This window comes from Pseudomonas sp. G34, from assembly GCF_031119625.1.
Lineage (GTDB): Bacteria > Pseudomonadota > Gammaproteobacteria > Pseudomonadales > Pseudomonadaceae > Aquipseudomonas.
Map to the genome: position 1 here is coordinate 78,105 of NZ_JAVHZV010000017.1, position 26,194 is coordinate 104,298.

The following is a 26,194-nucleotide window of genomic DNA, read 5'->3' on the forward strand; positions in this document are numbered from 1 at the left end:
AGCGTCGATGACCAACACAACAAGGCCGTTCTGGCGTCTGGCAAAACTGCCGCTGGCCGTCAGCCTCGCATCAACTCTTGCCAGCCCGGCATTCGCGGTGAATTTCAATATCGGGGAAATCGAAGGTCAATTCGACTCGTCGCTGTCGGTGGGGGCCAGTTGGTCGACAGAGAAAGCCGATAAGAACCTGATCGGCATCAACAATGGTGGTTATGGCCTGTCGCAGACCACCGATGACGGGCGATTGAATTTCAAGCGCGGCGAAACCTTCTCGAAGATTTTCAAAGGCATCCATGATCTCGAACTCAAGTATGGGGATACTGGTGTTTTCGTGCGCGGCAAGTATTGGTATGACTTTGAACTCAAGGACGAGGGTCGCGAGTTCAAGGACATCAGTGATTCCAACCGCAAGGAGGGCGCCAAGTCCTCCGGCGGCGAGTTGCTGGATGCATTCGTCTATCACAACTACAGCATCGCCGATCAGCCCGGCACCGTGCGCTTGGGCAAGCAGGTAGTCAGCTGGGGCGAAAGTACCTTTATCCAGAACAGCATCAACGCGATCAACCCGGTAGACGTCGCTGCATTCCGTCGTCCCGGCGCGGAGGTCAAGGAGGGGCTGATTCCGGTCAACATGTTCTACGTGTCGCAAAGCCTGACCGACAATCTGTCTGCGGAGTTCTTCTATCAACTGGAATGGGACCAGACGGTCGTCGATAACTGCGGCACGTTCTTCTCGCAACCTGACGTTTACGCAGATGGTTGTAGCGACAACCTTGCCGTGCTGAGCCCGGCACTCGGGGCAATTTCAGGCTTTGCCGATGCGACGGGCGCTGGCTACCGAACCACTTCCGAAGGCGTTATCGTTCCGCGAGGGCCTGATCGGGATGCCCGTGACGACGGCCAATTCGGCCTGGCGCTGCGTTGGTACGCCCAAGAGTTGGACACCGAATTTGGTGCCTACTTCATGAACTATCACAGCCGCGCCCCAATCTTTAGCGGACAAGCCGCTTCAGCTTCCTCGCTGGCCGCTGCCCAAGCCGCGCCGGGAGGCTTGGCAGGATCGCTGATCGGCCAGCAATGTGCGGCATTGGCTGGCGCCTGCGCAAACCCAGCGGTACTGGCGGCAGTACGCGCCGGCGTTCTGGGGAGCGCCGCATTCCAGACGGCTGCCACGGGGCTGGTTTCCGCAGCTGTGGCAGGTAACAGCAGGTACTTCATCGAGTATCCCGAAGACATCCGTCTCTATGGTCTGAGCTTCTCCACCACGCTACCTACCGGTACGGCGTGGAGTGGGGAAATCAGCTATCGACCCAATGCACCGGTGCAAATTAATACCACTGACATCCTTTTCGGTGGCCTAACCCTTGTCGACCCTAGTGTCTCGCCGATTCAGGCGAGCGCCGGGCAGGACAGTCATGGCTATCGCCGCAAGGAGATTACCCAGCTGCAAACAACCTTCACTCACTTCTTCGACCAGGTGATGGGCGCTGCCCGGATGACGGTGGTCGGTGAGGTCGGTTGGACGCACGTGGGTGGGCTGGAAAGTACGTCCGACATTCGATATGGCCGTGATCCGGTATTTGGTCCGGGGCCGTTGGCAGGCGGTCGTTGCCAATCGCTTAACGCCAGCACGATCGGCGCTGGCGATGCACGCAACTTGAGTCGCTATTGCGAAAACGATGGCTATACCACGACTGACTCCTGGGGCTACCGCATGCGTGCGATCTGGGATTACAACGATGCCATTGCCGGGGTGAACCTCAAGCCTAACGTGGCGTGGGCCCACGACGTAAAAGGCTACTCGCCTGGCCCGGGTGCCAACTTCGAAGAAGGGCGTAAGGCGGTCAGCCTCGGCCTCGATGCCGAGTACCAGAACACCTATACGGCAAGCCTCGCCTACACCAGCTTCTTTGGCGGCAAATATAACGTGCAGAAAGATCGAGACTTCCTGGCCCTCAGCTTCGGTATGAACTTCTAAGCGCCCGTATTCATAGGAAAACGCATTTATGAGAACAACAAAAAGGCTGTTGCAAACTGGCGCTCTGACCTTGTCGCTGCTGGCTACCGGTGTGATGGCAGCGGTGTCGGCGGACGAGGCGGCCAAGCTGGGTAATACCCTGACGCCGCTCGGCGCCGAGAAGGCCGGCAATGCCGATGGCAGCATCCCGGCGTGGACCGGTGGGCTGCCGGTCAATGCCGGGGCAGTGGATGCGGGCGGCTTCCTGGCCGACCCGTTCCCCAACGAGAAGCCGCTGTTCACCATCACCGCGCAGAACGTCGAGCAGTACAAGGACAAGCTCACGCCTGGCCAGTACGCGATGTTCAAGCGCTATCCGGAAACCTATCGGATGCCGGTCTACACCACGCACCGCACGGCAACCGTACCGGACAACATCATCGCGGCGACCAAGCAGAACGCCACCAACACCAAGCTGATCCAGGGCGGTGAAGGGCTGGAGAATTTCCAGCTGGCCAACCCGTTCCCGATTCCGAAAGACGGCCTGGAAGCGATCTGGAACCACATCACCCGCTACCGCGGTGCCAGCGTTCGTCGTCACGTGGTGCAGGTGACGCCGCAGGCCAATGGCTCGTTCAGCCCGGTCAGCCTGGAAGAAGAGTTCGCCTTCCGCAGCATGATGAAGGGCGTCGATACCAGCCAGCCGAGCAACATCCTGTTCTACTTCAAGCAGCGGGTAACCGCGCCGTCGCGTCTGGCCGGCAACGTGTTGCTGGTGCACGAGACCATCGACCAGGTGAAGGAACCGCGCATGGCGTGGCTGTACAACGCCGGTCAGCGTCGTGTGCGCCGCGCGCCGCAGGTCTCCTATGACGGCCCGGGTACCGCAGCCGATGGCCTGCGTACCTCCGACAACCTCGACATGTACAACGGCTCGCCTGATCGCTACGACTGGCAGTTGCTGGGCAAGAAGGAAATCTACATTCCCTACAACAGCTACCGTCTCGATTCGCCGAAGTTGAAGTACGCCGACATCGTCAGGCCAGGGCACCTGAATCCGGACCTGACCCGGTACGAGCTGCACCGCGTCTGGCACGTGACCGCGACCCTGAAGCAGGGCGAGCGCCACATCTACGCCAAGCGTGACTTCTACATCGACGAGGATACCTGGCAGGCCGCTGCCATCGACCATTACGACGGTCGCGGTACCCTGTGGCGCGTGGCGGAAGCCCATGCCCAGTACTACTACGACAAGCAGGTGCCGTGGTACGCCGTCGAGGTGATTCACGATCTGCTCTCCGGTCGTTACCTGGCCCTGGGCCTGAAGAACGAGGAAAAGCGCGCCTACGAGTTCGACTATCCTGCCAAGGAAAGCGACTACACGCCGGCCGCACTGCGCCAGTCTGGCGTGCGTTGATCGCCCTGTGAAACCGAAAAGCCGGCCGCCGCGCCGGCTTTTTGTTGCCCGCTCGATTGCCACCAAGGCCGTGGGGCTTGCCGGGCGCTTCGCTCGACTGGTTCAGCGTGCAGTGCCTGGTGCCGGGTAGAATGGGCTCTCCGCCTGCTATCTGCGTTACAGGAACACCCTATGCAATCGACATCCCCTGGCATGATCCGCGAAACATTTCCCGTCGGCCCCTTGCAGTGCAACTGCACCATCATTGGCGATCCTGTCAGCGGCAAGGCCATCGTGGTCGATCCGGGTGGCAACCCCGACCTGATCATGGCGCGGCTGGAGGCTCATGGCCTCAAGGTGGTGAGCATCATCCATACCCATGCCCACCTCGATCATTTCCTGGCATCCGGGCAGATGAAGGAAAAGACCGGGGCGACGCTGCACCTGCACAAGGACGATCAGTTCCTCTGGGACAACCTGGAAATGCAGTGCCAGATGTTCGGCGTGCCCTACACCCCCGTGCCTGCCCCTGATCAGTGGTTGGCCGATGACGAGGCACTGGCCTGTGGCTGCGGCGTGGCCCTGCACACGCCGGGGCATACCCCAGGCTCCATGAGCTTCTGGTTCCCCGAGGCCAAGCTGCTGATCGCCGGTGATACCCTGTTTCGCCGCGGTATCGGGCGCACCGACCTGTGGGGTGGCGATTACGCCAGCATCGAGCGCTCCATCAAGCAGCGCCTGTACCGCCTGGATGAAGACGCCACCGTGGTGACGGGCCACGGGCCGGACACCCGACTGGGTGACGAGATGCGCGAAAACCCCTTCGTGCGTGCTTGAAGAACAACTGCTTACAGATTTTCTGCGTGGTGCTTGTTAGCCTTGGTCGGGAACTTGGCTGCGTTCGCTGGCTCGAAGCCGCGGATAGAAGTCTGTCTCTTCGCAACACGACTAAGGATTACCCATGATCAAGCTCCGCACCCTGATTGCCGCAACGGCCGTTTTCGCTGTTCTGTCCGGCTGTACGGTCAACCCCTATACCGGTGAAAGCCAGGCGGGCAAGTCCGGCATCTACGGCGGCATGGGCGCGCTGGCCGGTGCCGCGGTCGGCGCTGCCACCTCGAGCAAGAAAGACCGCAAGAAGGGCGCGCTGATCGGCGCCGCCGTCGGTGGTGCAGCAGGGGGCGGCTACGGCTATTACGTCGACACCCAGGAAGCCAAGCTGCGTCAGCAGCTGCAGGGCACCGGCGTGCAGGTGCAGCGCAATGGCAACGACCTGACCCTGATCATGCCCGGCAACATTACCTTTGCCAGCAACTCGGCGGACATTTCCAGCAGCTTCTACCCGACGCTCAATTCGCTGGTGCTGACCTTCAAGGAGTTCAACAAGAACGGCGTGAACATCGTCGGCCATACCGACAGCACCGGTTCCGCCGAGCTGAACCAGAGCCTGTCCACCCGCCGTGCCCAGAGCGTGGCCTCGTACCTGGCCGCCAACGGTGTCGACGCTTCGCGGATCTCTGCCTATGGCGCAGGCCCGAACCAGCCGATTGCCAGCAACGCCAATGAAGCAGGTCGCGCACAGAACCGCCGCGTGGAAATCAACCTGCGCCCGCTGTAAGCCAAACCGCGTATCACAAACCCCGCTGCGGCGGGGTTTTTCATGCCTGCTACCTTCGCAGATGTGGCTGCCCGGCGGGCGATGGCTAGACTGTGATGATCAAGGGTCGATGCGGGCAGGGAGGTAAGCGTGGTACCGGATCGGGATGAGCCGCTGGAAATACTCGTCGTCGATGATCGACAGGACAATCTGGACGACATGCAGGAGCTGCTCGAGGCCATCGAGCAGCCTGTGCACTGCGTCGACTCGGGTGCCAAGGCGCTCGAGTACCTGGCCCAGGCCCAGGTGGCCCTGGTGTTGCTCGACGTGCAAATGCCGCGCATGGACGGCTTCGAGGTGGCGCGGCGCATGCGCGCTGAAGCGCATACGCGGCTGACGCCGATCATCTTCATCTCCGGATTGGCGCAGACAGACGAGGTTCTTGGCCAGGGTTATGGCGCCGGCGCGATGGATTTCATTGCCAAGCCGGTGCAGCCGGCGATGCTGCTGCACAAGGTGCGCGCGCTGCTCGAACACGAGCGCCATCGTCGTGACCTGTTGCGTGCCACCCGGCAACTGGAGCGCGAGCGCGCCTTCAACGCCTCGATCCTCGACAACACCGCCGAAGGCATTCTGGTGGTCGGCGATGACGGCAACATCCGTTTCGCCAACCCGGCGATCACCCGCATGCTCGGTTGCCAGGCCGGTGAGCTGACCGGCAGCGCGCTGCTGGAGTGGGTCGATGTTGGCGCGGCACAGCCCTGGCAGGCGTCGAGCTTCTACCAGCACTGGCAACGTCGCGAGCACCTGCGCCTGCATGACGCCAACCTGCGCACCCGGGATGGTCGCCCCGTGCCGGTGGCGCTTTCCTGTTCGCCGCTGCCGGATGACGAGCACGGTATGGTTCTACTGGCGCTGGACATGTCGCTGGTGCGCGACCTGCACCAGCAGCTCGAGTCACTGGCGATCACCGATGCGTTGACCGGCTTGCTCAACCGCCGTGGCTTTCTGCAGGAGCTGCAGGCCTCGATCTCCCGTCATCAGCGCACCGGCCAGCAGGCCGCCTTGCTGTACCTGGATCTGGATGGCTTCAAGCGCATCAACGACACCCTGGGCCACGAGCGCGGTGATCAGGTGCTGCGCCAGGTCAGCAGTCAGCTCAAGGGGTGTCTGCGCCCCTATGATCGCCTGGCGCGGATCGGCGGCGATGAATTCACGGTGATTCTCGACAGCCTGGGTAGCCCGGCCGAGGCGGCCTCGGTGGCACAGAAACTGGTTCAGCAGATATCCGGCCAGGCCGAGGAGGGCGACCTGTCGGGATTGGGCGTCAGCATTGGTATCGCCTGCTTACCCACCGATGGCAGCACGGTCGAAGGCCTGCTGCGGGCGGCCGACACGGCGATGTACGAGGCCAAGCGCGGTGGCCGCCGGCAGTACCGCTTCTACCAGGCGGCGAGTTGAGCCCAGGGCCGCGGCTCGGCCGTGGGTGAAACGACAACGGACCCTAAGGGTGTTGCTGGTGCAGGCGCTCGAGCAAGCCATCCTTGGTTTCCCACAGCGCGTTGATCCACTGCTGGAAATCCTTGCGGTAGGCTTCGTCCTGATCGTAGGCGCGGCCGATGAAGCGATCCGGGATCGCTAGCTGCTCGACCACCACCACCACCTCGTCCAGCTGACCGCTGAGCAGGGTCCAGAAGCCGGGGCTGCCCTGCGGGTAGTGCAGGGTGACGTTGATCATGCCGTGCAACTGCTCGCCCATGGCATCGAGCACGAAGGCCAGGCCGCCCGCCTTTGGCTTGAGCAGGTAGCGGTAGGGCGATTGCTGTTCCTGGTGCTTGGCCGGGGTGAAGCGGGTGCCCTCGACGAAATTGAAGATGCCCACCGGGTTGTGGCGAAACTTGGCACAGGTGCGGCGGGTGGTCTGCAGATCCTTGCCTTTCTTCTCCGGGTGCCTGGCCAGGTATTCCTTCGAGTAGCGCTTCATGAAGGGAAAGCCCAGCGCCCACCAGCACAGGCCGATTACCGGCACCCAGATCAGTTCCTGCTTGAGGAAAAACTTCAGCGGCCTGACGCGTCGGTTGAGCAGGTACTGCAGCACCAGAATATCCACCCAGCTCTGGTGGTTGCTGGTTATCAGGTAGGAGTGCCCGTAGTCGAAATTCTGCTCACCCTCGAGGTGCCAGCGGGTTTTACCCAGCACCTGCATCCAGGCTTTATTGCAGCTGATCCAGCCTTCCTGAATGAAGGTCATCAGGTGATCGCTGGCACGCTGCACAACCGGCAGTGGCAGCAGGATGCGCAGCAGCGTGATGGTGAATAACGGCACGCACCAGACCAGGGTGTTGAGCGCCAACGAGACGCTACCCAGAAGGCCGAGCACCGGGGCAGGCAAAAAGTGCAGCATGAACGTGCGAACCTCAGGCAGGTTGGCTGCCTGCGATAGCGCTGGCAGCAATTGGCGCACAGGTTAACGATTGGTGACCGAACTGCAAGTCGATCCGAATGCGGGTTGTGTCACCCGCGTGCGGATCGGCCCTTTTCACTGGCGCATGTTGGCGGCCTGGATGGCGGTCAGGGCGATGGTGAAGACGATATCGTCGACCAGTGCCCCGCGCGACAGGTCGTTCACCGGCTTGCGCAGGCCCTGCAGCATCGGGCCGACGCTGATGCAGTCGGCGCTGCGCTGCACCGCCTTGTAGGTGGTGTTGCCCGTGTTCAGATCCGGGAAGATGAATACCGTGGCGCGACCGGCCACCGGGCTGTTGGGGGCCTTTTGCCGGCCAACACTTTCGATGGCCGCGGCGTCGTACTGCAGCGGGCCGTCGACCAGCAGCTCCGGGTTGGCCAGGCGTGCCAGGCGCGTGGCCTCGCGGACCTTTTCCACTTCTTCGCCGCTGCCGGAATCACCGGTGGAATAGCTGAGCATGGCGACCCGCGGCGGAATGCCGAAGGCCTGGGCGGAGCTGGCGCTCTGCAGGGCGATTTCCGCCAGTTGCTCGGCGTTGGGGTCCGGGTTCACCGCGCAGTCGCCATACACCAGCACCTGGTCCGGCAGCAGCATGAAGAACACCGACGACACCAGGTTGTAACCGGGCGCGGTCTTGATCAGCTGCAACGCCGGGCGGATGGTGTTGGCGGTGGTGTGCACGGCGCCGGATACCAGGCCGTCGACTTCGTCCAGCGCCAGCATCATGGTGCCCAGCACCACGGTGTCTTCGAGCTGGGCGCTGGCCATCGGGGCGTTGAGACCCTTGCCCTTGCGCAGCTCGACCATCGGCTCGACGTAACGCTCGCGGATCAGGTCCGGGTCGAGGATCTCCAGCCCTGGCGGCAGCTCGATGCCCTGGGCCTGCGCCACGCTGTGCACCTCCTCGGGCTTGGCCAGCAGCACGCAGCGGGCGATGCCGCGGGCCTGGCAGATGGCGGCGGCCTGTACGGTGCGCGGCTCGGCGCCCTCAGGCAGGACGATGCGCTTGTTGGCGGCCTTGGCCTGCTGCACCAGCTGGTAACGGAACGCCGGCGGCGACAGGCGCAGCTCGCGCGGGCTGCCGCAACGGGCGGCCAGCCAGTCGTGGTCGATGTGGCTGGCGACGAAGTCGGCGACCTTCTCGGCGCGCTCCTTGTCGTCGACCGGGATTTCCTTGTTCAGGCGGTTCAGGTTGGTGGCCGTGTCGTAGGAGCCGGTACTCACCGTCATCACCGGCAGGCCGCTCTGCAGGGCGCCACGGCACAGTTCCATGATCCGCGGATCGGGGGCGAAATCGCTGCACAGCAGCAGGCCTGCCAGCGGCATGCCGTTCATGGCCGCCAGGCTGGCAGCGAGGATGATGTCGTCGCGATCCCCCGGGGTGACCACCAGGGTGCCGGGCTTGAGCAATTGCACGGTGTTGGCCACGGCGCGGGCGCAGAGCACGATCTTGAGCATGCGCCGCTGTTCGTAGTCGCCGGCATTGAGAATGCGCGCGCCGAGCAACTCGGCGATGTCGCGGGTACGCGGCGCGTTGAGTTCGTCGAGCCAGGGGATGCAGCCGAGCAGGCGGAATTCCGGGTGGCGCAGCAGCGAAGATTGTTCGCGCAGGCGCGCGGTGAAGGCGTCCAGGCCATCGTCGCTGCGGATCTTGTTGAGGATCACCCCGAGCACCTTGGGATCCTTTGGGCCGCCGAACTGCTGGGCCTGGATTTCCACGCGATCACACAGCTCGCTGAGGCTTTCCTGCTCCGGCGCCGAGACCAGGATCACGTCGGCATCCAGGCTCTTGGCCAGGTGGAAGTTGACCCGCGCGGCGTAGCTGGCCTGGCGCGTTGGCACCATGCCTTCGACGATCACCACGTCCTTATCCTTGGCGGCCTCCTGGTAGAGGCTGATGATTTCCTCGAGTAGCTCGTCCAGGTCACCGTCACCGAGACGCCGCTCGACATGGGCAAGGGCCAGCGGTTTGGGCGAATGCAGGCCGTGGGTGCGCGCCACCAGTTCGCTGGAGCGCTCGGGGCCGGCATCGCCCTGGTGCGGCTGGGCGATGGGCTTGAAGAAGCCGACCTTGAGACCGGCGCGCTCCAGCGCACCGACCAGGCCCAGGCTGATGGAGGTGAGACCGACACCAAAGCCGGTCGGCGAGATGAAAAAGGTGTGCATGGGGTTCTCCGTATCAGTCGAGCAGCGCCAGGGTGTCGAGGGCGATCTGCCGTTCTTCGTTGGTGGGCACCACCAGCACCCGGGTATGGTCTTGCGCGTTGATCGGTCCGCTGACGCCACGCAGGCAGCGCGCGTTGGCCGCTTCGTCGAGCTTGAGGCCGAGCAGGCCCAGGTGAGCCACCGTCTTGCTGCGGATCAACGGTGAGTTCTCGCCGATGCCGCCGGTGAAGATCAGCCCGTCCAGGCGCGGCAGGGCGCAGCTCATGGCCGCCAGGGATTTGGCCAGGCGGTAGCAGAACACCTCGATGGCCAGGGTCGCGCCGGCGTGGCCCTCTTCGCGGGCCTGCTCGAGGCTGCGCATGTCGTTGGACAGGCCGGACAGGCCCAGCAGGCCGCTGTCATGGTTGAGCATGCGGTCGATCTGCTCCAGGCTCCAGCCCAGGGTGCGTGACAGGTGGCTGTGCAGGTTGGGGTCGACGTCACCGCTGCGGGTGCCCATCACCAGGCCCTCGAGGGGCGTCAGGCCCATGCTGGTATCGCGGCTCTGGCCATTGACCACGGCGCAGGTCGAGCAACCATTGCCCAGGTGCGCGACCAGCCAGGCGCTGTCATCCGTCGGCAGCCCGCTGAGCTCCGCCGCGCGGGCGCTGACGAAACGGTGGCTGGTGCCGTGGAAACCGTAGCGGCGCACGCCATGGTCACGGTACAGCTGCTCCGGCAGCGCGTAGCGGAAGGCGTGTTCCGGCAGCGTCTGGTGGAAGGCCGTATCGAACACCGCCACCTGGGGCAACTCGGGGTACAACGCCAGGGCCGCCTCGATGCCCAGCAGGCCGGCCGGGTTGTGCAGCGGCGCCAGGGGCGCAACGGCGCGAATCGCGGCAATCACGTTGGGATCCAGCCGTTGGGCGCTGGTGAAGTGTTCACCGCCGTGCACGATGCGATGGCCGATGCCGTGCAACTGGCCGCCGGCAGCCTCCTGCACCCGCTGCAGCAGGTTGGCGAGTGCCGCGCGGTGATCGTCCCCGGGGATGGCCTGGGTGTGTTTGACGCCCTCTCGCTGCCAGTGCAGCGCCGCGTCGACGCTGCCCAGGCGCTCCGCCAGGCCGCTGATGGCGAACGCCTGCTGGTCGGGGTCGACCAGGGCGAACTTGATGGAGGAACTACCGCAGTTGATCACCAGAATATTGCGTGCGGGCATTCAAGAGTCCTTAGCATCGGAAGGCGTTGGAGCCAGTGTGGCGACACACCAGCCACAGGTGAAGGGGGTGCCGATACGCGCGTGCCGCTGCGCAGCGTCGAGCACCCAGGCGCGATTTTGCCAGGGCGGCTGATGGCGCAGGTGTTGAGTATGGCCACAAGATAAGACAGCGACCCAGTAGCCGTCATGATCTTGCTCAAAACCGACCAGGGTCGTCGTGGACACGGCCCGCCCGTCTGGGCTTGGGTCGCTTTCACTGCCGTCGTTGGTTAAACTCACACGTTCATTTTCCTCGAGCAAAAGGTTCGCCCCATGCAGATCGCCGCCAACAAGGCCGTTTCCATCGACTATACCCTGACCAACGATGCCGGCGAGGTGATCGATAGTTCCGCTGGCGGCGCGCCGCTGGTTTACCTGCACGGTGCCGGCAACATCATCGTCGGCCTCGAGAAGGCCCTGGTCGGCAAGCAGGCCGGTGACGAAGTCAAGGTTTCCGTCGAGCCGGAAGAAGCCTACGGCGAATACAGCGCCGAGCTGGTTGCTACCCTCAACCGCTCGATGTTCGAAGGCGTCGACGAGCTGGAAGTCGGCATGCAGTTCCACGCTTCCGGCCCGGACGGCGGCATGCAGATCGTCACCATCCGCGAACTGGAAGGCGACGACGTGATCGTCGACGGCAACCACCCGCTGGCCGGCCAGCGCCTGAACTTCGCGGTCAAGGTGGTCAACGTGCGTGACGCCAGCGCCGAAGAAGTCGCCCATGGTCACATCCATGGCGAAGGTGGTCACCAGCACTGATCCGTATGTCGGCAGCGCAACGGTCGCTGCTGGCAGATGGTCATGAACGGCTGCTAAGCTGCAGTCACGAAAAGGCGCCTTTTCCGGCGCCTTTTTTGCGCCTTGCCAACCGTGGCAAACCGTCGCAGACGACCCTTATTCATGCCTTTTCGCGTTACCCGGAGCACCGATCATGAGCGCCTTTCACCACCTGACACTGCACGCACTGGACGGCCAGGAGTTGCCGTTGGCCCCGCTCAAGGGCAAGGTGGTGCTGGTGGTCAATGTCGCGTCAAAATGCGGGCTCACGCCGCAATACGCGGGTCTGGAATGCCTGCAGCAGAGGTACGCCGAGCAGGGCTTCAGCGTGCTCGGCGTGCCCTGCAACCAGTTCGCCGGGCAGGAGCCGGATGACGAGGCGGCGATCGCCCAGTTCTGCAGCCTGAACTACGGCGTGACCTTTCCGCTGAGCAGCAAACTCGAGGTCAACGGCAGCGGTCGCCATCCGCTGTATCGTCTGCTGGCCGGTGAGGGCGCCGAATTCCCGGGGGACATTACCTGGAACTTCGAGAAATTCCTGGTTGGCCAGGATGGCCGTGTGCTCGCACGTTTCTCGCCGCGCACCGCGCCGGACGATCCCGCCTTGATCCAGGCCATCGAGAAGGCCCTGGCCTGAGCCCTAAGTGCGGCCCTTCATCTTTGCTGGTGTTTCAGTGGGCGCGTTTGCTTTCGATCGCCAATGGCGGATTGCGCCCGTTGCCGGGCACGGCGCTGCTCTGTAGCGCGGCGTACAGGTGCTGTTCGAACTGCTCGACGATGCTCGACCAGCTTTGCCTGGCCGCATGCTGCCGGGCATTGAGGCGAACCCTGCGCAGGTTCTCGCTGTTCTCCATCAGCCAACCGGCAGCCTCGATGAAGGTGCGCTGGTCATCGGCGCTGGCCAGCATGCCGTTGTGGCCGTCTTCGACATGCTGGGCGGCGGCGGCCTGGTCGAAGGCGACCACGCCGAGCCCCGAAGCCATGGCCTCGAGCAGCACGTTGCCGAAGGTCTCCGAGAGGCTCGGAAACAGGAAGATATCGCCGCTGGCGTAATGCTGCGCCAGCGTCTCGCCACGCTGGATGCCACAGAACAGCGCATCCGGCAGCTGCGCCTGCAGGCGCTCGCGCAACGGGCCGTCGCCGACCACCACCAGCCTCAGGTGCAGCCCTCCAGCTTGCTGCTGCAGCGCCTGGAAGGTGCTGACCAGCAGGTCCAGGTTCTTCTCGGCGGCCAGCCTGCCGACGTGCAGCACGGCGATGTCCTGTTCGGCCAGGCCCCAGCTGCGGCGCAGTTCGTCGCTACGCCGGGCCGGATTGAACAGCCCGGCATCGACCCCGCGGGCGAGCAGTTCCAGGCGCTCGAAACCACGGCGCTGCAGCTCGCAGCGCTGGCTGAGGCTGGGTACCAGGGTCATGCGTGAAGCGTTGTGGAACCAGCGCAGGTAGTTGGTCAGCAGGCGGGTCAGCAGGGTGATGCCGTAATGCCCGGTGTACTGCTGGAAGTTGGTGTGAAAGCCGCTGATCACCGGAATCCGCAGGCGCCTTGCTGCCCGCAGGGCGGATAACCCGAGCGGGCCTTCGGTGGCGATGTACAGCACATCCGGGCGCTGGCGCCGCCACAGGCGCAGCAGTTTGTGACGTGCCGACTGGCCCCACTGCAGGCCGCGGTAGCCGGGCAGTGGCCAGCCGCGGGTCAGCAGCAGGTCGTCGTCATTGGCGGCCGGGGCGTCGTGGTGCTGCCGGGGGCGGACCAGCTGCAGGCGATGGCCGCGGGCGCGCAGCCCGCTGACCAGATGACCAAGGGTATTGGCCACACCGTTGATTTCCGGGCTGTAGGTCTCGCTGACCAGGGCGATGAATAGCGTGGGAGTGCTCATGACAGCAGTCTGGGCTGCCGTCATGTAGCGTTTGTGACATCAGTGTGGCGTTTGCGTGACAGCGCCGGTGCCCGCGCTCACGCCGCCTTCACGCACCCAGAAGAGGGTGGCGCCGGCTACCGCGGCGGGCATCATCACGATGTTCACGAAGGGCACCAGCAGCGCGGCGTAGGTGATGCCGCCAAAGCCCAGGGACTGCCAGCGCTTCTCGCGCAGCCAGGCGAGCATGTCCTGCCAGCTGACCTTGTTGTTGTCGGCGGGGTAGTCGATGTACTGGATGGCCATCATCCACACCCCGAACAGCAGCCACAGCGGCGCCGCCACCAGGTTGACCACCGGAATGAACGAGAGGATCAGCAGGCCCAGGGCACGCGGCAGAAAATACGCCAGCTTGCGCCCTTCGCGGCCCAGGGTGCGCGGCACCATGGCGATCAGCTCGGCCCAGCTGAAGGGCGGGAAGTTGTCCTGGCCACGCACCACCACCTCGACCTTCTCGGCGAGAAAGCCGTTGAATGGCGCGGCGACGATATTGGCCAGCATGGTGAAGGTGAAGAACACCATCAACACCACCAGCACCACGAACAGCGGCCAGAGAATGTATTGCAGAAAGCTCAGCCAGCCTGGCAGCGACGGCATGAAGGTGTCCACCCAGCCGCTGAACTGCTGCACGGCGAAGCCGATCATCAGGCTGAACAGGATCAGGTTGATCGCCAGCGGCAGCAGCACGAACAGCCGCAGGCCGGGGCTCATCACCAGCTTCAGGCCTTCGCCGAGGTATTGCGGGCCGGACAGCACAGGAGCGCGCATCGAGGTTGTCTCCAACAAATGAACGTGGCGCGACCTTACCCATTTTGCCGCCCCGGTGAAAGCGCGGCAGGGCGATAGCGCGCGGCTATCCGCGGGATTGGCAAAGCGCATTTCCCTGCGGCCGGCCGCGGCAGCTAGTCTGCCCGCGTCCCTTTGCAGCCGCCGAAGTCCGACCGCTCTGGTCGGTGGCGGCCTTTTTTGCAGCATTGCGCTGTAAGGAGTTCCTGATGTCGAGTACCCGGCACGCCCGCGTGATCATTCTCGGTTCCGGCCCGGCGGGCTACAGCGCGGCGGTCTACGCGGCGCGCGCCAATCTCAAGCCGCTGCTGATCACCGGCTTGCAGGCCGGCGGGCAGCTGACCACCACCACCGAGGTGGACAACTGGCCCGGCGATGCCCATGGCCTGACCGGCCCGGAGCTGATGCTGCGCATGCAGGCCCATGCCGAGCGCTTCGAGACCGAGATCGTCTTCGATCATATCCAGGCCGTGGATCTCGCCGCGCGGCCGTTCACCCTGGTGGGCGACAGCGTTTCCTATACCTGCGATGCGCTGATCATCGCTACCGGTGCCAGCGCCCGTTATCTGGGGCTGCCGAGCGAGCAAGCGTTCATGGGCAAGGGCGTGTCGGCATGCGCCACCTGCGACGGCTTCTTCTATCGCAACCGTGAAGTGGCAGTGGTCGGCGGTGGCAATACGGCGGTGGAGGAGGCGCTGTACCTGGCCAACATCGCCAGCCGGGTCACGCTGATTCACCGCCGCGGCGCCTTTCGCGCCGAGAAGATCCTGCAGAACAAGCTGCAGGCGCGGGTGGCCGAAGGGCGCATCGTGCTGGCCCTGAATGCCGAGGTGGATGAAGTGCTCGGTGATGCCTCGGGTGTTACCGGGGTGCGTATCCGCAGAGCGGACGGGGCGACCCGCGACCTATCGGTGGATGGCCTGTTCGTGGCCATCGGGCATACCCCCAATACGGCGCTGTTCGAGGGCCAGCTGGCGCTCAGGGACGGTTACCTGCTGGTCAGCGGCGGGCGTGACGGCAATGCCACGGCGACCAGCCACGCGGGCGTGTTCGCCGCCGGCGACGTGGCCGACAGCGTTTATCGCCAGGCCATCACCTCGGCCGGTGCGGGCTGCATGGCCGCGCTGGATGTGGAGCGCTACCTGGACGGGCTCTGATCGGTCCGCTGCGCCAGAAACAAAAAAACTTCCGGGAGAAGTTCTTGACGTCGCTTGCGACGGCCCGCAGGGTGGCCGCCAGGGACGGTGGGCCACAAAAAATGCCCGTGTCCATCGACACGGGCATTTTTCATTGCATCAGGCTGGCGGCTTACAGATCGAAATCGTACTCGGCCAACTGCTTGTGCAGGCGCCGCTCTTCGAGAAAATTGTCGATGATGCGTCGCTTGGTGAGATTGGTTTTCGCCACTTCCACGGGGGCTTCGCTGTTGTCTGCTTCCTCGCTGACGAAGTCGTCGTCCAGTTCCAGGTCTTCTTTGCCGCTCATGCGCTTCACTCCCGGCTACAGGGGCCATTTGCCGACCTTATAAGGGCAAACGTGAAGCGAGTAAAAAAGATTTTTTCAATCAGCCCATACAAGAACTGTATGAAGCCTCAATCGTCGGAGGTCTTCGCCTTGTATTCGCACAGGTCTTCGATCCGGCAACTGCCGCAGCGCGGCTTGCGCGCCTGGCACACGTAGCGCCCGTGCAGGATCAGCCAATGGTGGGCGTCCAGCAGAAAGTCCTTGGGCACGAACTTGAGCAGCTTCTTCTCGACCTCCACCACGTTCTTGCCAGGGGCGATGCCGGTGCGGTTGCTGACCCGGAAGATGTGCGTATCCACCGCCATGGCCAACTGACGAAAGGCGGTGTTGAGCACCACGTTGGCGGTCTTGCGGCCTACGCCTGGCAACGCCTCCAATGCCTCGCGGGTTTCCGGCACCTGGCTGCCGTGCTGCTCGACGAGAATCCGGCAGGTCTCGATGACGTTCCTGGCCTTGCTGTTGTACAGGCCGATGGTCTTGATGTACTCGCTCAGGCCATCGACGCCCAGGGCGAGGATCGCCTCCGGCGTATTGGCCACCGGGTAGAGCCTGGCGGTGGCCTTGTTGACGCCGACGTCGGTGGCCTGGGCGGAGAGAATCACCGCGATCAGCAGTTCGAACGGCGTGCTGTAGGCCAGTTCGGTCTTGGGCTCGGGGTTGTCTTCGTGCAGACGGCGGAAGATTTCAAGGCGTTTGGCGGCGTTCATGGTCGGGCATCAGGGCTCGTCAGTGCGCGCTAGCTGGCGCTGGTCTGCGCCTGCAAGCGGCGTTCGGCCGCGGCAAGGCGTTCTTGGGCATCGCGTATCTTGGCGGCGTCAGCGGGTTCGCTGCGCTGTAACTTGCTGAGTTCGGCGCGGGCGTAGGCCAGATCGGTCTTCAACTGGCGCAGCTGCACGCTGAGCCCGGCCTTGTCGACCAGCACGCGGGTGGGCGGCGGCTTGCCGCTGTGCTCCTCGGCCAGGTGCAGGGCCTGCTGGGCGGCGGCATAGGCGCCGCGCAGCGGGGCCAGGGCCTGTTCGTCGAGGCCGCGGCGCTCGGCGGCCTTGAGGGCCATGCGATGGCTGGCCAGGTCGAGCTTGGCCTGCTTGAGTGCCTGCTCGCCCGGGCTTGGGGCTGCTTGTGCGGGTGTTGCCTGCAGCTCAGCGAGGCGCCGTTGATCCTGCTCGGCGGCCTGTTGCAGGGCCGCCAGTTGCTGGCGCTGGCCGTCATCCGGCGTATCACCAAAGGCCTTCAGGGCCTTCTGCAACTGGGCCCGACTCATGGCAGCATCGATCTTCGCCTGTTTCAGCGAGGACGCACCGGGGGTCTGCTGGGGCGCGACAGCAGGCGCCTCTACAGGCGCAGGACGTAACGGGCGGGCCGCGCGGCGACGGGCATCGTTGCGCGCCAGGCGGGCCAGGCGATTCTGGTGGCGAGTGCGGAACTGGTCGGCGCGCGCGCGTTGCGCCTCGGCCTCGGCCGGCGCCAGGGCGATCAGGTCGATGCAGTCCACCGGGCAAGGGGCAATGCACAACTCGCAGCCCGTGCATTCATCGTTGATCACCGTGTGCATCAGCTTGGCCGCACCGACGATGGCGTCCACCGGGCAGGCCTGGATGCACTTGGTGCAGCCGATGCACTCGGCTTCGCGGATCACCGCCACCTGCGGCGGGGTTGCCGGCAGTGCCAGGGGCAGCTCCGGTACCTGCAACAGGTCAGCCAGGGCATGGACGGTCGCCGTGCCGCCGGGCGGACACTTGTTGATCGCCTCGCCCGCGGCAATGCCCTCGGCGTAGGGCAGGCAGCCCGGATGGCCGCACTTGCCACATTGCGTCTGCGGCAGCAGGGCGTCGATGGCGGCGATACGCTGCGCAGTGCTCATGGGCGCACCGCGGCACGCCGCCACGGCAGCGAGCCATGGTGGTGCGGGCAGGTGAAGTGGCGAGGGTCGATCATCGCTGTTGCAGGTCTGGCTGGCGCGTGAGCCAGGCATTATCCGGCATGGGCCGCGCCCGGTACAGCGGCACGGCCACGCCAGCGCTCACTCATGCTTTATTGCGTGCGCGGCTCGCCTTACGCCATAGCCAGCGGACCAGCAGGGCGAGCGGGAACAGAATGATCACGAAGGGGATGCCGTAGCCAAGCAGCTTGAGCGCTTCGGTGGCGCCCTCGGTGGCGTTGTCGAGCATGCCGCTTGCGGCGTCGCCGATACGCGCCAGGCGGCCAAGCGGTTCGCCTTCGGTGCTGAAGCTCAAGGTCAGCAGGTTGGTGGTCAGGCGCCGCTGTTGCTGCGCCGACTGCTGGGCGTTGCCTGCCAGTTGCACTTCTACCTCGGCCAGTTCGCGGGCCAGGGCGAGCATGTCACTGACGCTCAGGTCGGTGCGCGCCTGATACTGCAGCAGGGTTTTCTGCTGGCGTTCCAGGCGTTGGCGTTGCTGTTCGGTGTCGCTGGCCGCCTGAGCCAGGTCCTCGGCGCGGGTGTGGCGGCTCTGCAGCTCGCCGCCTTCGCCGGCAAAACCAACCAGCGGTTCGACACCCGCCGGCGCGATGCGCACGGTGATGCTGGCCGCCTGGTAATGGCCCTGGCTCTGCTCGATGGCCAGCAGGTCGCACTGGCCGAAACGCTGGCTGCTGCACGCTTCACGTACCGCTGCCAGGCGTGGCTCGACCTGTTCGACCGGCAGGCGAATGCCGACGCTGTGTTCGTAGGCGAGAAAGGCGCCCTGTTGCGCCATTTCCCCCTGCAGCGCGGCGCCTGCCGGTGCGCGACCGTCACCAGAAGGCGAGCAGCCGACCAGGGTCAGCAGGGCCAGGGCAGTGGCGAGAAACCAGCTTTTGGGGGTCAGCATCCTTGCTCCTGATCGATTACTTGACGCGTTGACCCGGCTTGGCACCGCTGTCCGGGCTGAGCAGGTAGATTTCTTCGCCGCCAGGGCCGGCGGCCAACACCATGCCTTCGGACACGCCGAACTTCATCTTGCGTGCTGCCAGGTTGGCCACGTACAGGGTCAGGCGGCCTTCCAGCTTGCTGGGATCCGGGTAGGCGCTCTTGATGCCGCTGAACACGTTGCGCTTCTCGTCGCCGATATCCAGGGTCAGGCGCAGCAGCTTGTCGGCACCTTCGACGAACTCGCATTTTTCGATCAGCGCGATACGCAGGTCGACGGCTGCGAAGGCGTCGAAGGCAATCTCCGCGGCCAGCGGATCCTTCTTCAGCTCGCCATTGCCTGTGGAGGCTTCGGCGGCCGCCAGGTCTTCCTTGGAGGCTTCCACCATGGCTTGCACCTTGGCCGGCTCGATGCGGCTGAGCAGCGGGGTGAAGGGGTTGAGCTGATGATCGGCCAGCAGCGTGGTCAGGTCGTTCCACTGCAGCGGCGCGACGTTGAGGAACGCCTCGGCATCGCGCGCCAGGTTCGGCAGTACCGGCTTGAGGAAGATCACCAACTGGCGGAACAGGTTGACGCCCAGGGCGCAGATCGCCTGCACTTCGTCGGCCTTGCCTTCCTGCTTGGCCAGCGACCAGGGCGCCTTGTCGGCGATCCAGGCGTTGGCGCGGTCGGCCAGGGCCATGATTTCACGCATGGCGCGGGCGAAGTCGCGGCTTTCGTAAGCGTCGGCGATGCTTGGTGCGGCGCTCTGGAAGGCATTCCACAGCTCCGGCTCCGGGTTGGCGGCAACCAGCACGCCGGCGTTGCCCTTGTGGATGAAACCGGCGCAGCGGCTGGCGATGTTGACCACCTTGCCGACCAGGTCCGAGTTGACCTTCTGGATGAAGTCCTCGAGGTTCAGATCGAGGTCATCGACGCCACGGCCGAGCTTGGCTGCGTAGTAGTAGCGCAGGTATTCGGGGTTCAGGTGATCCAGGTAGGTGCGCGCCTTGATGAAGGTGCCTCGCGACTTGGACATCTTCTGGCCGTTGACGGTCAGATAGCCGTGCACGTTGATCGCGGTCGGCTTGCGGTAGCCGGCGCCTTCGAGCATGGCCGGCCAGAACAGGGCGTGGAAGTTGACGATGTCCTTGCCGATGAAGTGATACACCTCGGCCTTGGAATCCTTGTTCCAGAACGCGTCGAAGTCCAGCTCCGGGCGGCGCGCGCAGAGGTTCTTGAAGCTGGCCATGTAGCCGATCGGCGCATCCAGCCAGACATAGAAATACTTGCCCGGCTCGTCGGGAATCTCGAAGCCGAAATAGGGCGCATCACGGCTGATGTCCCACTCGTGCAGGCCGCCATCCAGCCATTCGGCGAGCTTGTTGGCCACCGACTCCTGCAGGGTGCCGCTGCGCGTCCACTGCTGGAGCATGTCCTGGAATTGCGGCAGCTTGAAGAAGAAGTGCTTGGAGTCCTTGAGCACCGGCACCGCGCCGGAAATCGCCGAGCGCGGGTCTTTCAGTTCGGTGGGCTCGTAGGTGGCGCCGCATTTTTCGCAGTTGTCGCCGTACTGGTCCGGCGTCGCGCATTTCGGGCAGGTGCCCTTGATGAAGCGGTCGGCCAGGAACATGCCTTTTTCCGGGTCGAAATACTGGGTCACCGAACGGGTGGCGATGTGGCCGTTGTCACGCAGTGCCTTGTAGATCGACTCCGACAGCTCGCGGTTTTCCGCCGAGTGGGTGGAGTGGAAGTTGTCGAAGTCGACCAGGAAGTCGGCGAAGTCGCCGCTGTGCTCGGCCTTGACGCCGTCGATCAGCTGTTCCGGGGTGATGCCTTCCTTCTCGGCACGCAGCATGATCGCCGAGCCGTGGGCATCGTCGGCGCACACGTAGATGGCCTGGTTGCCGCGCAGCTTCTGGAAACGCACCCACATGTCGGTCTGGATGTACTCGAGCATATGGCCAAGGTGGATCGAACCGTTGGCATAGGGGAGGGCGCTGGTAACGAGAATCTGGCGAGCTTGGGACATTGTCAGGCTGTCATCGATTGGCGGGTGGTCGATCACTATAAAGTAACCGGGCGCGTTCCGGCCAGCGGGCAAATTCAGCGGCTAGCGGCTTGAATTTACAGGCGTGAGCGGGTTCCAAGGATTACCTTCCGCTCTCCCTCCAGGAGATGAACCATGCGTGCAATTCTACGTCCGCTCGCCTGTGCCACCGCGCTGGCGCTGCTGGTTGGCTGTGCCTCCAGCAATCCCTATGACAATGTCGGCGGTGGGGCGCCCGGCGGCAGTGGCCACCGTACCGCGACCTACGGTGGCCTGGCAGCGCTTGCCGGCGCGGCTGCCGGCGCAGCGATCAGCCATAACGACCGTGGCAAGGGCGCCGCTATCGGTGCGGTGCTGGCCGGCGCGGCGGGTGCCGGCTACGGCTATTACGCCGATCGCCAGGAGGCCGAGCTGCGCCGCAGCATGGAAGGCACCGGCGTGGAAGTGCAGCGCCAGGGTGACGACATCAAGCTGATCATGCCGGGCAACATCACCTTCGCCACCGACTCGGCGGACATCGCGCCGAGCTTCTACGCGCCGCTGAACAACCTGGCCACCTCGTTCAAGCAGTTCCAGAACAACAGCATCGAGATCGTCGGCTACACCGACAGCACCGGCTCGCGTCAGCACAACATGGCGCTGTCCGAGCGCCGTGCGCAGAGTGTGACGAGCTACCTGACTGCCCAGGGCATCGACGGCTCGCGCCTGTCCAGTCGCGGTGCCGGCCCGGACAATCCGATTGCCGACAACGCTTCCGCCGAGGGCCGTGCGCAGAACCGCCGCGTCGAGGTAAACCTCAAGCCGCTGCCGGGCCAGCCCGTGCAGTGATGTCTGCGTGCTGGCGGCTCAGGTGGCCGCCAGCCTGCATCAGCCAGGCAGCTCGGGTAGGATAGGCGCCTTTCCTGCCATCTCCGGAGCCAAGCATGAGCGCTGATATCCGCGCTGCGGTCGAAGCCGTATTGCGTCAGTACACCGACCCCCATCTCGATCAGGATCCGCTCAGCGCCGGCTGCGTGCGCGCTATCGACGTGCAGGGTGACCAGGTCAGCGTTCAGCTCGAGCTGGGTTACGCCGCGGCACAGTTCAAGCAGGGCTGGGCGCAGATGCTGCAACTGGCCATCGAAAGCCTCGCCGGCGTGCGCAGCGCCACTGTCGAGGTGAACTGCGTGATCGCCGCGCACAAGGCGCAGGCCCAGGTGCCGGCGCTGGCCAACGTCAAGAACGTGATCGCCGTGGCCTCCGGCAAGGGCGGTGTGGGCAAGTCCACCACTGCCGCCAACCTGGCCCTGGCCCTGGCCCGCGAAGGTGCGCGGGTGGGCATTCTCGATGCGGATATCTACGGCCCCAGCCAGGGCATCATGTTCGGTATCGCCGAAGGCACGCGGCCGCAGGTGCGCGAGCAGAAGTGGTTCGTGCCGCTCGAGGCCCATGGCGTTCAGGTGATGTCGATGGCCTTTCTGACCGACGACAACACGCCGGTGGTCTGGCGTGGCCCGATGGTTTCCGGTGCGCTTATCCAGCTGGTCACCCAGACTGCCTGGGACGACCTCGATTATCTGATCATCGACATGCCGCCGGGCACCGGCGATATCCACCTGACCCTGGCGCAGAAAGTCCCGGTGGCCGGTGCGGTGATCGTCACCACTCCGCAGGACCTGGCACTGCTCGATGCCAGGAAAGGCGTGGAAATGTTCCGCAAGGTGAACATCCCGGTGCTTGGCGTGGTGGAGAACATGGCCGTGCACATCTGCTCCAGCTGTGGGCATGCCGAGCACCTGTTCGGTGAGGGCGGTGGCGAGAAGCTGGCCGCGCAGTTCGGGGTCGACCTGTTGGCCTCGATGCCGCTGTCGATGGCCATCCGCCTGCAGGCCGATGGCGGCAAGCCAACGGCCATCGCCGACCCGCAAAGCCAGCTCGCCATGCTCTATCAGCAGATCGCCCGCCTGGTCGGTGCGCGCATCGCATCGAGCGCCACCACTGCGCAGGCCATGCCGAACATCGTGATTGCCGACGATTGATGGTTGCTGTGCGCTTGCAAGGCGATCGCACAGCTTCCGGTAGCTGAACCACAGGCATAAATCGCAGGCATAAAAAAACCCCGCCGAAGCGGGGTTTTTTCTAACAGTTAAAGCAGGTTATACAACCTGAACTTCTTCTGCTTGCATGCCTTTCTGACCACGGGTGGCCACGAAAGTCACTTGCTGGCCTTCTTTCAGGCTCTTGAAGCCATCGCTCTGGATAGCTTTGAAGTGTACGAACAGGTCGTCACCGGATTGCGGGGTGATGAAGCCGTAGCCTTTCTCATCGTTGAACCACTTAACGGTGCCAGTCTGACGATTGGACATGTGATGTCTCCTAAGAACTAAATAAATTAACAGCCCTGGATAGAACCAGGCCGGGACTGAGTGCAACGAGTACTAGGAGTCGGACGATGTTTGGATCGAAATCTAGGCATCATGTAGCGATTCGCGGTGACACATGCAGCACAGTGGGATCACCATACCCGCTTTTTTCAGGAAGTGCGAATGCTCTGTCAGTCTTTCTGCGATTTACTTGCATCGGCGCCTGCCCAAGGCGCATCGCAACGGCCCGTCAAGAGGCTTTGAACGCGGCTCTGCAGCCCGGTAAGATGCGAGCACTTTTCACCGCGTAGACTTTCAGGAAGGCCCCGCCATGAGCATCAAATCGGACAAGTGGATTCGCCGCATGGCCCAGGAACACGGCATGATCGAGCCCTACGTCGAGCGCCAGGTGCGCGGCGCGGACGACAGCCGGGTGATTTCCTACGGGGTTTCCAGCTACGGCTACGACGTGCGCTGTGCCGATGAATTCAAGGTCTTCACCAACATTCACTCGGCCATCGTCGACCCGAAGAATTTCGACGCCAAGAGCTTCGTCGACATCAAGAGTGACGTGTGCATCATCCCGCCCAACTCCTTTGCGCTGGCGCGTACCGTGGAGTTCTTCCGTATCCCCCGTGACGTGCTGACCATCTGCCTGGGCAAGAGCACCTATGCGCGCTGCGGCATCATCGTCAACGTCACGCCGCTGGAGCCGGAATGGGAAGGCCACGTGACACTGGAGTTCTCCAACACCACCAACCTGCCGGCGAAGATCTACGCCAACGAAGGGGTGGCGCAGATGCTGTTCCTGCAGTCGGACGAGGCCTGTGAAGTGTCCTACAAGGATCGTGGCGGCAAGTATCAGGGCCAGACCGGCGTGACATTGCCAAAGGCCTGATGGCCACGGTGATTGGCTGAGAAAAAACCGGGAATCTCCCGGTTTTTTTATGCCTGGCGTTCCATCGGCTGCGGCCTGGGCAGCCGGGAAACGCTGAATTTCAGGCAAAAAAATGGGCGCTTCATGCGCCCGGAGAAATCAATCGATGCGTAATTTCTGAGTGACCATGGTCGATGAAGTTCCCGCGGATTTATAGGGCGAACTGTTCACGGCCGGTAGGTCTACATCTTCATTAGGGCACGCCCCAGCGTGCCACCACCTGCTGGAGACTCGCCATGAGCCAATGGATCATCACCTACAGCCGAGACGAAGCTGCCGAAGTCCTCAAGGTCAAATCCAAGGAAAAACCCAGCCTGGAGCAGGCGGTGACCTGGGTGCTCGAATGGGCGCAAGAGAATCTCGAGCCCCTCGAGCCGAAGGAGCAGCCCCATGAGGAGCAGACCCCTGCGGTACGCCTGGAAGAGCGCTTCGGCATCACCATCACCGGCATCGCCAAGGACTGACCCGCTTGTGCCTCAAGCGCGGGCACGCTGCTTGTCGGCCGACCCCGGGGCTGCGGCGCTGCGCCGTTGCAAGGGTTCGACCTTGCGCTGCTTCTCATGCAGAAAACTCAGTACCGCGTGGCGATAGGCGTTGTAGCGCGGATCGTCGGCCAGGGCGATGCGGTCGCGTGGCCGTGGCAGGTCGATGGTCAGGATCTCGCCGATGGTCGCTGATGGGCCATTGGTCATCATCACGATGCGGTCGGAGAGCAGCACCGCTTCGTCGACGTCGTGGGTGATCATCATCACCGTGTTGTGCAGCTCGCTCTGGATGCGCATCACTTCATCCTGCAGGTGCGCGCGGGTCAGCGCGTCGAGCGCGCCGAACGGCTCGTCGAGCAGCAAAACCTTGGGTTCCATGGCCAGCGCGCGGGCAATGCCGACGCGCTGCTTCATGCCGCCGGAAATCTCGTTGGGCCGCTTGTGCAGGGCGTGGCCCATGCTCACCAGTTCCAGATGATGCAGCGTCCAGTCGCGGCGCTCGGCCCTGCTCTTGGTGCGCTTGAACACCTTGTCGACGGCCAGGGCGACGTTCTCCTGCACGGTCAGCCAGGGCAGCAGCGAGTGGTTCTGGAACACCAGGCTGCGATCCGGGCCGGGGCCGCGCACTTCGCGGCCGTCGAGGATCACCGCGCCGCTGCTCGAATCGGTGAGACCGGCGACGATGTTCAGCACCGTCGACTTGCCGCAACCGGAGTGGCCGATGATGGAGATGTATTCGCCGCGCTCGACGTTGAGGTTGATCTGGTTCAGGACGTGGGAGCTGACGCCGTCACGCTCGAAGTACTTTTCCACATGCTCGATGCTCAGGTAGTGCTTGCTCATGTCTGTCTCCTCAGGCCGATGTGCCGCGGGTGATGCGATTGCCGACGAACAGCACCAGGCGGTCGAGTATGAAACCGACCACGCCGACGTAGACCAGGGCGAGAATGATGTCGCTGATACGCGAAGCGTTCCACGCATCCCAGATGAAAAAGCCGATGCCCACGCCGCCGATCAGCATCTCGGCGGCGATGATCGCCAGCCAGGACAGGCCCACGCCAATGCGCAGCCCGGAGAAGATGTACGGCGCCGCCGCCGGCAGCATGATCTTGTGGAAATACTCCACGCCGTTGAGGCGCAGCACCTTGGCGACGTTGCGGTAGTCCTCGGGGATGTTGCGGATGCCCACCGAGGTATTGATGATGATCGGCCAGATCGCGGTGATGAAGATCACGAACAGCGCCGAGGGATGGCTGTCCTTGAAGCCGGCCAGCGACAGCGGCAGCCAGGCCAGCGGTGGCACGGTACGCAGGATCTGGAACAGCGGGTCGAGGCCGCGCATGGCCCAGGTCGACTGGCCGACCAGCACGCCGAGCGCCACACCCACCACCACCGCCAGGGCATAGCCGTAGGCCACGCGTTCGAGGCTGGCGAGCAGCTGCCAGGCCATGCCGACGTCGGTGCCGCCGTTGTCGTAGAACGGGTTGATGATCAGCTCCCAGGTGTCTTCGATCACCTGGCTGGGCGGCGGCAGGGCGGCATTCGCGCCGCTGCACAGCAGTTGCCAGATCAGCATCAGCGCGGCGGTGATCACCAGCGGTGGCAGCACCGACTGCATCAGGGTTGTCGACAGGCGTTTCAGCCAGCTGGGAGCGATGACGCCAGCCGGTAGGGCCAGCGATTTGACGGGCGCATTCATGGCGTTTCTCCG

Annotated in this window: 26 protein-coding genes; 12 read left to right on the forward strand and 14 right to left on the reverse strand. The window is 64.0% G+C overall.

Annotated elements, in window-relative coordinates:
* Positions 1 to 7 precede the first annotated feature (7 nt).
* The 5 genes from QYS36_RS11865 to QYS36_RS11885 all read left to right on the forward strand — a co-directional run bounded on the left by QYS36_RS11865 (position 8) and on the right by QYS36_RS11885 (position 6,411).
* Positions 8 to 1,978 carry a DUF1302 domain-containing protein gene (locus tag QYS36_RS11865; RefSeq protein ID WP_308839668.1) on the forward strand — a complete coding sequence of 657 codons (1,971 nt, stop codon included), beginning with the start codon at positions 8 to 10 and terminating at the stop codon, positions 1,976 to 1,978.
* A gap of 28 nt (positions 1,979 to 2,006) precedes the next feature.
* A complete protein-coding gene (locus tag QYS36_RS11870; RefSeq protein WP_308839669.1) occupies positions 2,007 to 3,374 on the forward strand; it encodes a DUF1329 domain-containing protein in 1,368 nt (455 codons plus the stop codon).
* Positions 3,375 to 3,545: 171 nt separating this feature from the next.
* Entirely contained in the window at positions 3,546 to 4,190 is a 645-nt protein-coding gene (locus tag QYS36_RS11875) for an MBL fold metallo-hydrolase (RefSeq protein ID WP_308839670.1), read from the forward strand.
* 124 nt (positions 4,191 to 4,314) lie between these two features.
* Entirely contained in the window at positions 4,315 to 4,971 is a 657-nt protein-coding gene (locus QYS36_RS11880) for an OmpA family protein (protein ID WP_111460620.1), read from the forward strand.
* 129 nt (positions 4,972 to 5,100) lie between these two features.
* Complete coding sequence (locus QYS36_RS11885; RefSeq protein WP_308839671.1) at positions 5,101 to 6,411, forward strand: diguanylate cyclase domain-containing protein; 1,311 nt, start codon at positions 5,101 to 5,103, stop codon at positions 6,409 to 6,411.
* A 43-nt stretch (positions 6,412 to 6,454) separates the two neighbouring features.
* Here the strand turns inward: QYS36_RS11885 and QYS36_RS11890 are convergent, their stop codons facing one another.
* The 4 genes from QYS36_RS11890 to QYS36_RS11905 form a co-directional block, all read right to left on the reverse strand.
* Positions 6,455 to 7,354 carry an acyltransferase gene (locus QYS36_RS11890; protein WP_308839672.1) on the reverse strand — a complete coding sequence of 300 codons (900 nt, stop codon included), beginning with the start codon at positions 7,352 to 7,354 and terminating at the stop codon, positions 6,455 to 6,457.
* A 135-nt stretch (positions 7,355 to 7,489) separates the two neighbouring features.
* Positions 7,490 to 9,583, reverse strand: a complete 2,094-nt coding sequence (gene pta / locus QYS36_RS11895; RefSeq protein WP_308839673.1) for a phosphate acetyltransferase — start codon at positions 9,581 to 9,583, stop codon at positions 7,490 to 7,492.
* A 13-nt stretch (positions 9,584 to 9,596) separates the two neighbouring features.
* Positions 9,597 to 10,781 carry an acetate kinase gene (locus tag QYS36_RS11900; protein ID WP_308839674.1) on the reverse strand — a complete coding sequence of 395 codons (1,185 nt, stop codon included), beginning with the start codon at positions 10,779 to 10,781 and terminating at the stop codon, positions 9,597 to 9,599.
* Positions 10,782 to 11,201 carry a DUF3565 domain-containing protein gene (locus QYS36_RS11905; protein WP_308839675.1) on the reverse strand — a complete coding sequence of 140 codons (420 nt, stop codon included), beginning with the start codon at positions 11,199 to 11,201 and terminating at the stop codon, positions 10,782 to 10,784.
* Between QYS36_RS11905 and QYS36_RS11910 the strand changes: the two genes are divergently transcribed.
* Positions 11,094 to 11,579, forward strand: coding sequence for a peptidylprolyl isomerase (locus QYS36_RS11910; protein ID WP_308839676.1), 486 nt, complete (start codon positions 11,094 to 11,096; stop codon positions 11,577 to 11,579). The genes QYS36_RS11905 and QYS36_RS11910 overlap by 108 nt on opposite strands.
* Before the next feature lie 172 nt (positions 11,580 to 11,751).
* Positions 11,752 to 12,234: a glutathione peroxidase gene (locus QYS36_RS11915; protein WP_308839677.1), complete on the forward strand. Its 483-nt coding sequence runs from the start codon at positions 11,752 to 11,754 to the stop codon at positions 12,232 to 12,234.
* 34 nt (positions 12,235 to 12,268) lie between these two features.
* Here QYS36_RS11915 and QYS36_RS11920 read toward each other — a convergent pair whose 3' ends face one another.
* Positions 12,269 to 13,474 (reverse strand): glycosyltransferase family 1 protein, encoded by a 1,206-nt coding sequence (locus tag QYS36_RS11920; RefSeq protein ID WP_308839678.1) that lies wholly within the window; start codon positions 13,472 to 13,474, stop codon positions 12,269 to 12,271.
* A gap of 39 nt (positions 13,475 to 13,513) precedes the next feature.
* The gene (cysZ, locus tag QYS36_RS11925) at positions 13,514 to 14,281 is read right to left on the reverse strand and encodes a sulfate transporter CysZ (RefSeq protein ID WP_308839679.1); all 768 of its coding nucleotides are present in this window, start codon (positions 14,279 to 14,281) and stop codon (positions 13,514 to 13,516) included.
* 227 nt (positions 14,282 to 14,508) lie between these two features.
* Between cysZ and trxB the strand changes: the two genes are divergently transcribed.
* Positions 14,509 to 15,456, forward strand: a complete 948-nt coding sequence (trxB, locus tag QYS36_RS11930; protein ID WP_374990447.1) for a thioredoxin-disulfide reductase — start codon at positions 14,509 to 14,511, stop codon at positions 15,454 to 15,456.
* 151 nt (positions 15,457 to 15,607) lie between these two features.
* Here the strand turns inward: trxB and QYS36_RS11935 are convergent, their stop codons facing one another.
* The 5 genes from QYS36_RS11935 to metG form a co-directional block, all read right to left on the reverse strand.
* On the reverse strand, positions 15,608 to 15,784 hold the full coding sequence (locus QYS36_RS11935; protein WP_308839680.1) for a PA3496 family putative envelope integrity protein: 177 nt from the start codon (positions 15,782 to 15,784) through the stop codon (positions 15,608 to 15,610).
* A 107-nt stretch (positions 15,785 to 15,891) separates the two neighbouring features.
* On the reverse strand, positions 15,892 to 16,530 hold the full coding sequence (nth, locus tag QYS36_RS11940; protein ID WP_308839681.1) for an endonuclease III: 639 nt from the start codon (positions 16,528 to 16,530) through the stop codon (positions 15,892 to 15,894).
* A gap of 29 nt (positions 16,531 to 16,559) precedes the next feature.
* Complete coding sequence (locus QYS36_RS11945; protein ID WP_308839682.1) at positions 16,560 to 17,684, reverse strand: RnfABCDGE type electron transport complex subunit B; 1,125 nt, start codon at positions 17,682 to 17,684, stop codon at positions 16,560 to 16,562.
* Between the two features lie 163 nt (positions 17,685 to 17,847).
* Positions 17,848 to 18,651, reverse strand: a complete 804-nt coding sequence (locus tag QYS36_RS11950) for a DUF4349 domain-containing protein (protein WP_308839683.1) — start codon at positions 18,649 to 18,651, stop codon at positions 17,848 to 17,850.
* Between the two features lie 16 nt (positions 18,652 to 18,667).
* Positions 18,668 to 20,701, reverse strand: coding sequence for a methionine--tRNA ligase (metG, locus tag QYS36_RS11955; protein WP_308839684.1), 2,034 nt, complete (start codon positions 20,699 to 20,701; stop codon positions 18,668 to 18,670).
* Between the two features lie 153 nt (positions 20,702 to 20,854).
* Between metG and QYS36_RS11960 the strand changes: the two genes are divergently transcribed.
* Both QYS36_RS11960 and apbC read left to right on the forward strand, forming a co-directional pair.
* Positions 20,855 to 21,547 carry an OmpA family protein gene (locus tag QYS36_RS11960; protein ID WP_308839685.1) on the forward strand — a complete coding sequence of 231 codons (693 nt, stop codon included), beginning with the start codon at positions 20,855 to 20,857 and terminating at the stop codon, positions 21,545 to 21,547.
* Between the two features lie 95 nt (positions 21,548 to 21,642).
* Entirely contained in the window at positions 21,643 to 22,737 is a 1,095-nt protein-coding gene (apbC, locus tag QYS36_RS11965; RefSeq protein WP_308839686.1) for an iron-sulfur cluster carrier protein ApbC, read from the forward strand.
* 117 nt (positions 22,738 to 22,854) lie between these two features.
* Here apbC and QYS36_RS11970 read toward each other — a convergent pair whose 3' ends face one another.
* Positions 22,855 to 23,064 carry a cold-shock protein gene (locus QYS36_RS11970; protein ID WP_004423761.1) on the reverse strand — a complete coding sequence of 70 codons (210 nt, stop codon included), beginning with the start codon at positions 23,062 to 23,064 and terminating at the stop codon, positions 22,855 to 22,857.
* 328 nt (positions 23,065 to 23,392) lie between these two features.
* Here QYS36_RS11970 and dcd point away from each other — a divergent pair, with 328 nt between their 5' ends.
* Together dcd and QYS36_RS11980 are read left to right on the forward strand one after the other, a co-directional pair.
* On the forward strand, positions 23,393 to 23,959 hold the full coding sequence (gene dcd / locus QYS36_RS11975; protein ID WP_013792448.1) for a dCTP deaminase: 567 nt from the start codon (positions 23,393 to 23,395) through the stop codon (positions 23,957 to 23,959).
* 275 nt (positions 23,960 to 24,234) lie between these two features.
* A complete protein-coding gene (locus QYS36_RS11980; RefSeq protein ID WP_308839687.1) occupies positions 24,235 to 24,462 on the forward strand; it encodes a hypothetical protein in 228 nt (75 codons plus the stop codon).
* Between the two features lie 12 nt (positions 24,463 to 24,474).
* Here the strand turns inward: QYS36_RS11980 and QYS36_RS11985 are convergent, their stop codons facing one another.
* A complete protein-coding gene (locus tag QYS36_RS11985; RefSeq protein ID WP_308839688.1) occupies positions 24,475 to 25,326 on the reverse strand; it encodes an ABC transporter ATP-binding protein in 852 nt (283 codons plus the stop codon).
* 10 nt (positions 25,327 to 25,336) lie between these two features.
* The gene (ntrB, locus tag QYS36_RS11990; protein ID WP_374990448.1) at positions 25,337 to 26,182 is read right to left on the reverse strand and encodes a nitrate ABC transporter permease; all 846 of its coding nucleotides are present in this window, start codon (positions 26,180 to 26,182) and stop codon (positions 25,337 to 25,339) included.
* Positions 26,183 to 26,194: the final 12 nt, after the last annotated feature.

What these genes read in the sequence shown, in the direction of transcription:
- QYS36_RS11865 (WP_308839668.1), top strand. Translation starts at nt 8, where the DNA reads ATGACCAACACAACAAGGCCGTTCTGGCGTCTGGCAAAACTGCCGCTG.
- QYS36_RS11870 (WP_308839669.1), top strand. Translation starts at nt 2,007, where the DNA reads ATGAGAACAACAAAAAGGCTGTTGCAAACTGGCGCTCTGACCTTGTCG.
- QYS36_RS11875 (WP_308839670.1), top strand. Translation starts at nt 3,546, where the DNA reads ATGCAATCGACATCCCCTGGCATGATCCGCGAAACATTTCCCGTCGGC.
- QYS36_RS11880 (WP_111460620.1), top strand. Translation starts at nt 4,315, where the DNA reads ATGATCAAGCTCCGCACCCTGATTGCCGCAACGGCCGTTTTCGCTGTT.
- QYS36_RS11890 (WP_308839672.1), bottom strand. Translation starts at nt 7,354, where the DNA reads ATGCTGCACTTTTTGCCTGCCCCGGTGCTCGGCCTTCTGGGTAGCGTC.
- pta (WP_308839673.1), bottom strand. Translation starts at nt 9,583, where the DNA reads ATGCACACCTTTTTCATCTCGCCGACCGGCTTTGGTGTCGGTCTCACC.
- QYS36_RS11900 (WP_308839674.1), bottom strand. Translation starts at nt 10,781, where the DNA reads ATGCCCGCACGCAATATTCTGGTGATCAACTGCGGTAGTTCCTCCATC.
- QYS36_RS11910 (WP_308839676.1), top strand. Translation starts at nt 11,094, where the DNA reads ATGCAGATCGCCGCCAACAAGGCCGTTTCCATCGACTATACCCTGACC.
- QYS36_RS11915 (WP_308839677.1), top strand. Translation starts at nt 11,752, where the DNA reads ATGAGCGCCTTTCACCACCTGACACTGCACGCACTGGACGGCCAGGAG.
- QYS36_RS11920 (WP_308839678.1), bottom strand. Translation starts at nt 13,474, where the DNA reads ATGAGCACTCCCACGCTATTCATCGCCCTGGTCAGCGAGACCTACAGC.
- cysZ (WP_308839679.1), bottom strand. Translation starts at nt 14,281, where the DNA reads ATGCGCGCTCCTGTGCTGTCCGGCCCGCAATACCTCGGCGAAGGCCTG.
- trxB (WP_374990447.1), top strand. Translation starts at nt 14,509, where the DNA reads ATGTCGAGTACCCGGCACGCCCGCGTGATCATTCTCGGTTCCGGCCCG.
- QYS36_RS11935 (WP_308839680.1), bottom strand. Translation starts at nt 15,784, where the DNA reads ATGAGCGGCAAAGAAGACCTGGAACTGGACGACGACTTCGTCAGCGAG.
- nth (WP_308839681.1), bottom strand. Translation starts at nt 16,530, where the DNA reads ATGAACGCCGCCAAACGCCTTGAAATCTTCCGCCGTCTGCACGAAGAC.
- QYS36_RS11945 (WP_308839682.1), bottom strand. Translation starts at nt 17,684, where the DNA reads ATGAGCACTGCGCAGCGTATCGCCGCCATCGACGCCCTGCTGCCGCAG.
- QYS36_RS11950 (WP_308839683.1), bottom strand. Translation starts at nt 18,651, where the DNA reads ATGCTGACCCCCAAAAGCTGGTTTCTCGCCACTGCCCTGGCCCTGCTG.
- metG (WP_308839684.1), bottom strand. Translation starts at nt 20,701, where the DNA reads ATGTCCCAAGCTCGCCAGATTCTCGTTACCAGCGCCCTCCCCTATGCC.
- QYS36_RS11960 (WP_308839685.1), top strand. Translation starts at nt 20,855, where the DNA reads ATGCGTGCAATTCTACGTCCGCTCGCCTGTGCCACCGCGCTGGCGCTG.
- apbC (WP_308839686.1), top strand. Translation starts at nt 21,643, where the DNA reads ATGAGCGCTGATATCCGCGCTGCGGTCGAAGCCGTATTGCGTCAGTAC.
- QYS36_RS11970 (WP_004423761.1), bottom strand. Translation starts at nt 23,064, where the DNA reads ATGTCCAATCGTCAGACTGGCACCGTTAAGTGGTTCAACGATGAGAAA.
- dcd (WP_013792448.1), top strand. Translation starts at nt 23,393, where the DNA reads ATGAGCATCAAATCGGACAAGTGGATTCGCCGCATGGCCCAGGAACAC.
- QYS36_RS11980 (WP_308839687.1), top strand. Translation starts at nt 24,235, where the DNA reads ATGAGCCAATGGATCATCACCTACAGCCGAGACGAAGCTGCCGAAGTC.
- QYS36_RS11985 (WP_308839688.1), bottom strand. Translation starts at nt 25,326, where the DNA reads ATGAGCAAGCACTACCTGAGCATCGAGCATGTGGAAAAGTACTTCGAG.
- ntrB (WP_374990448.1), bottom strand. Translation starts at nt 26,182, where the DNA reads ATGAATGCGCCCGTCAAATCGCTGGCCCTACCGGCTGGCGTCATCGCT.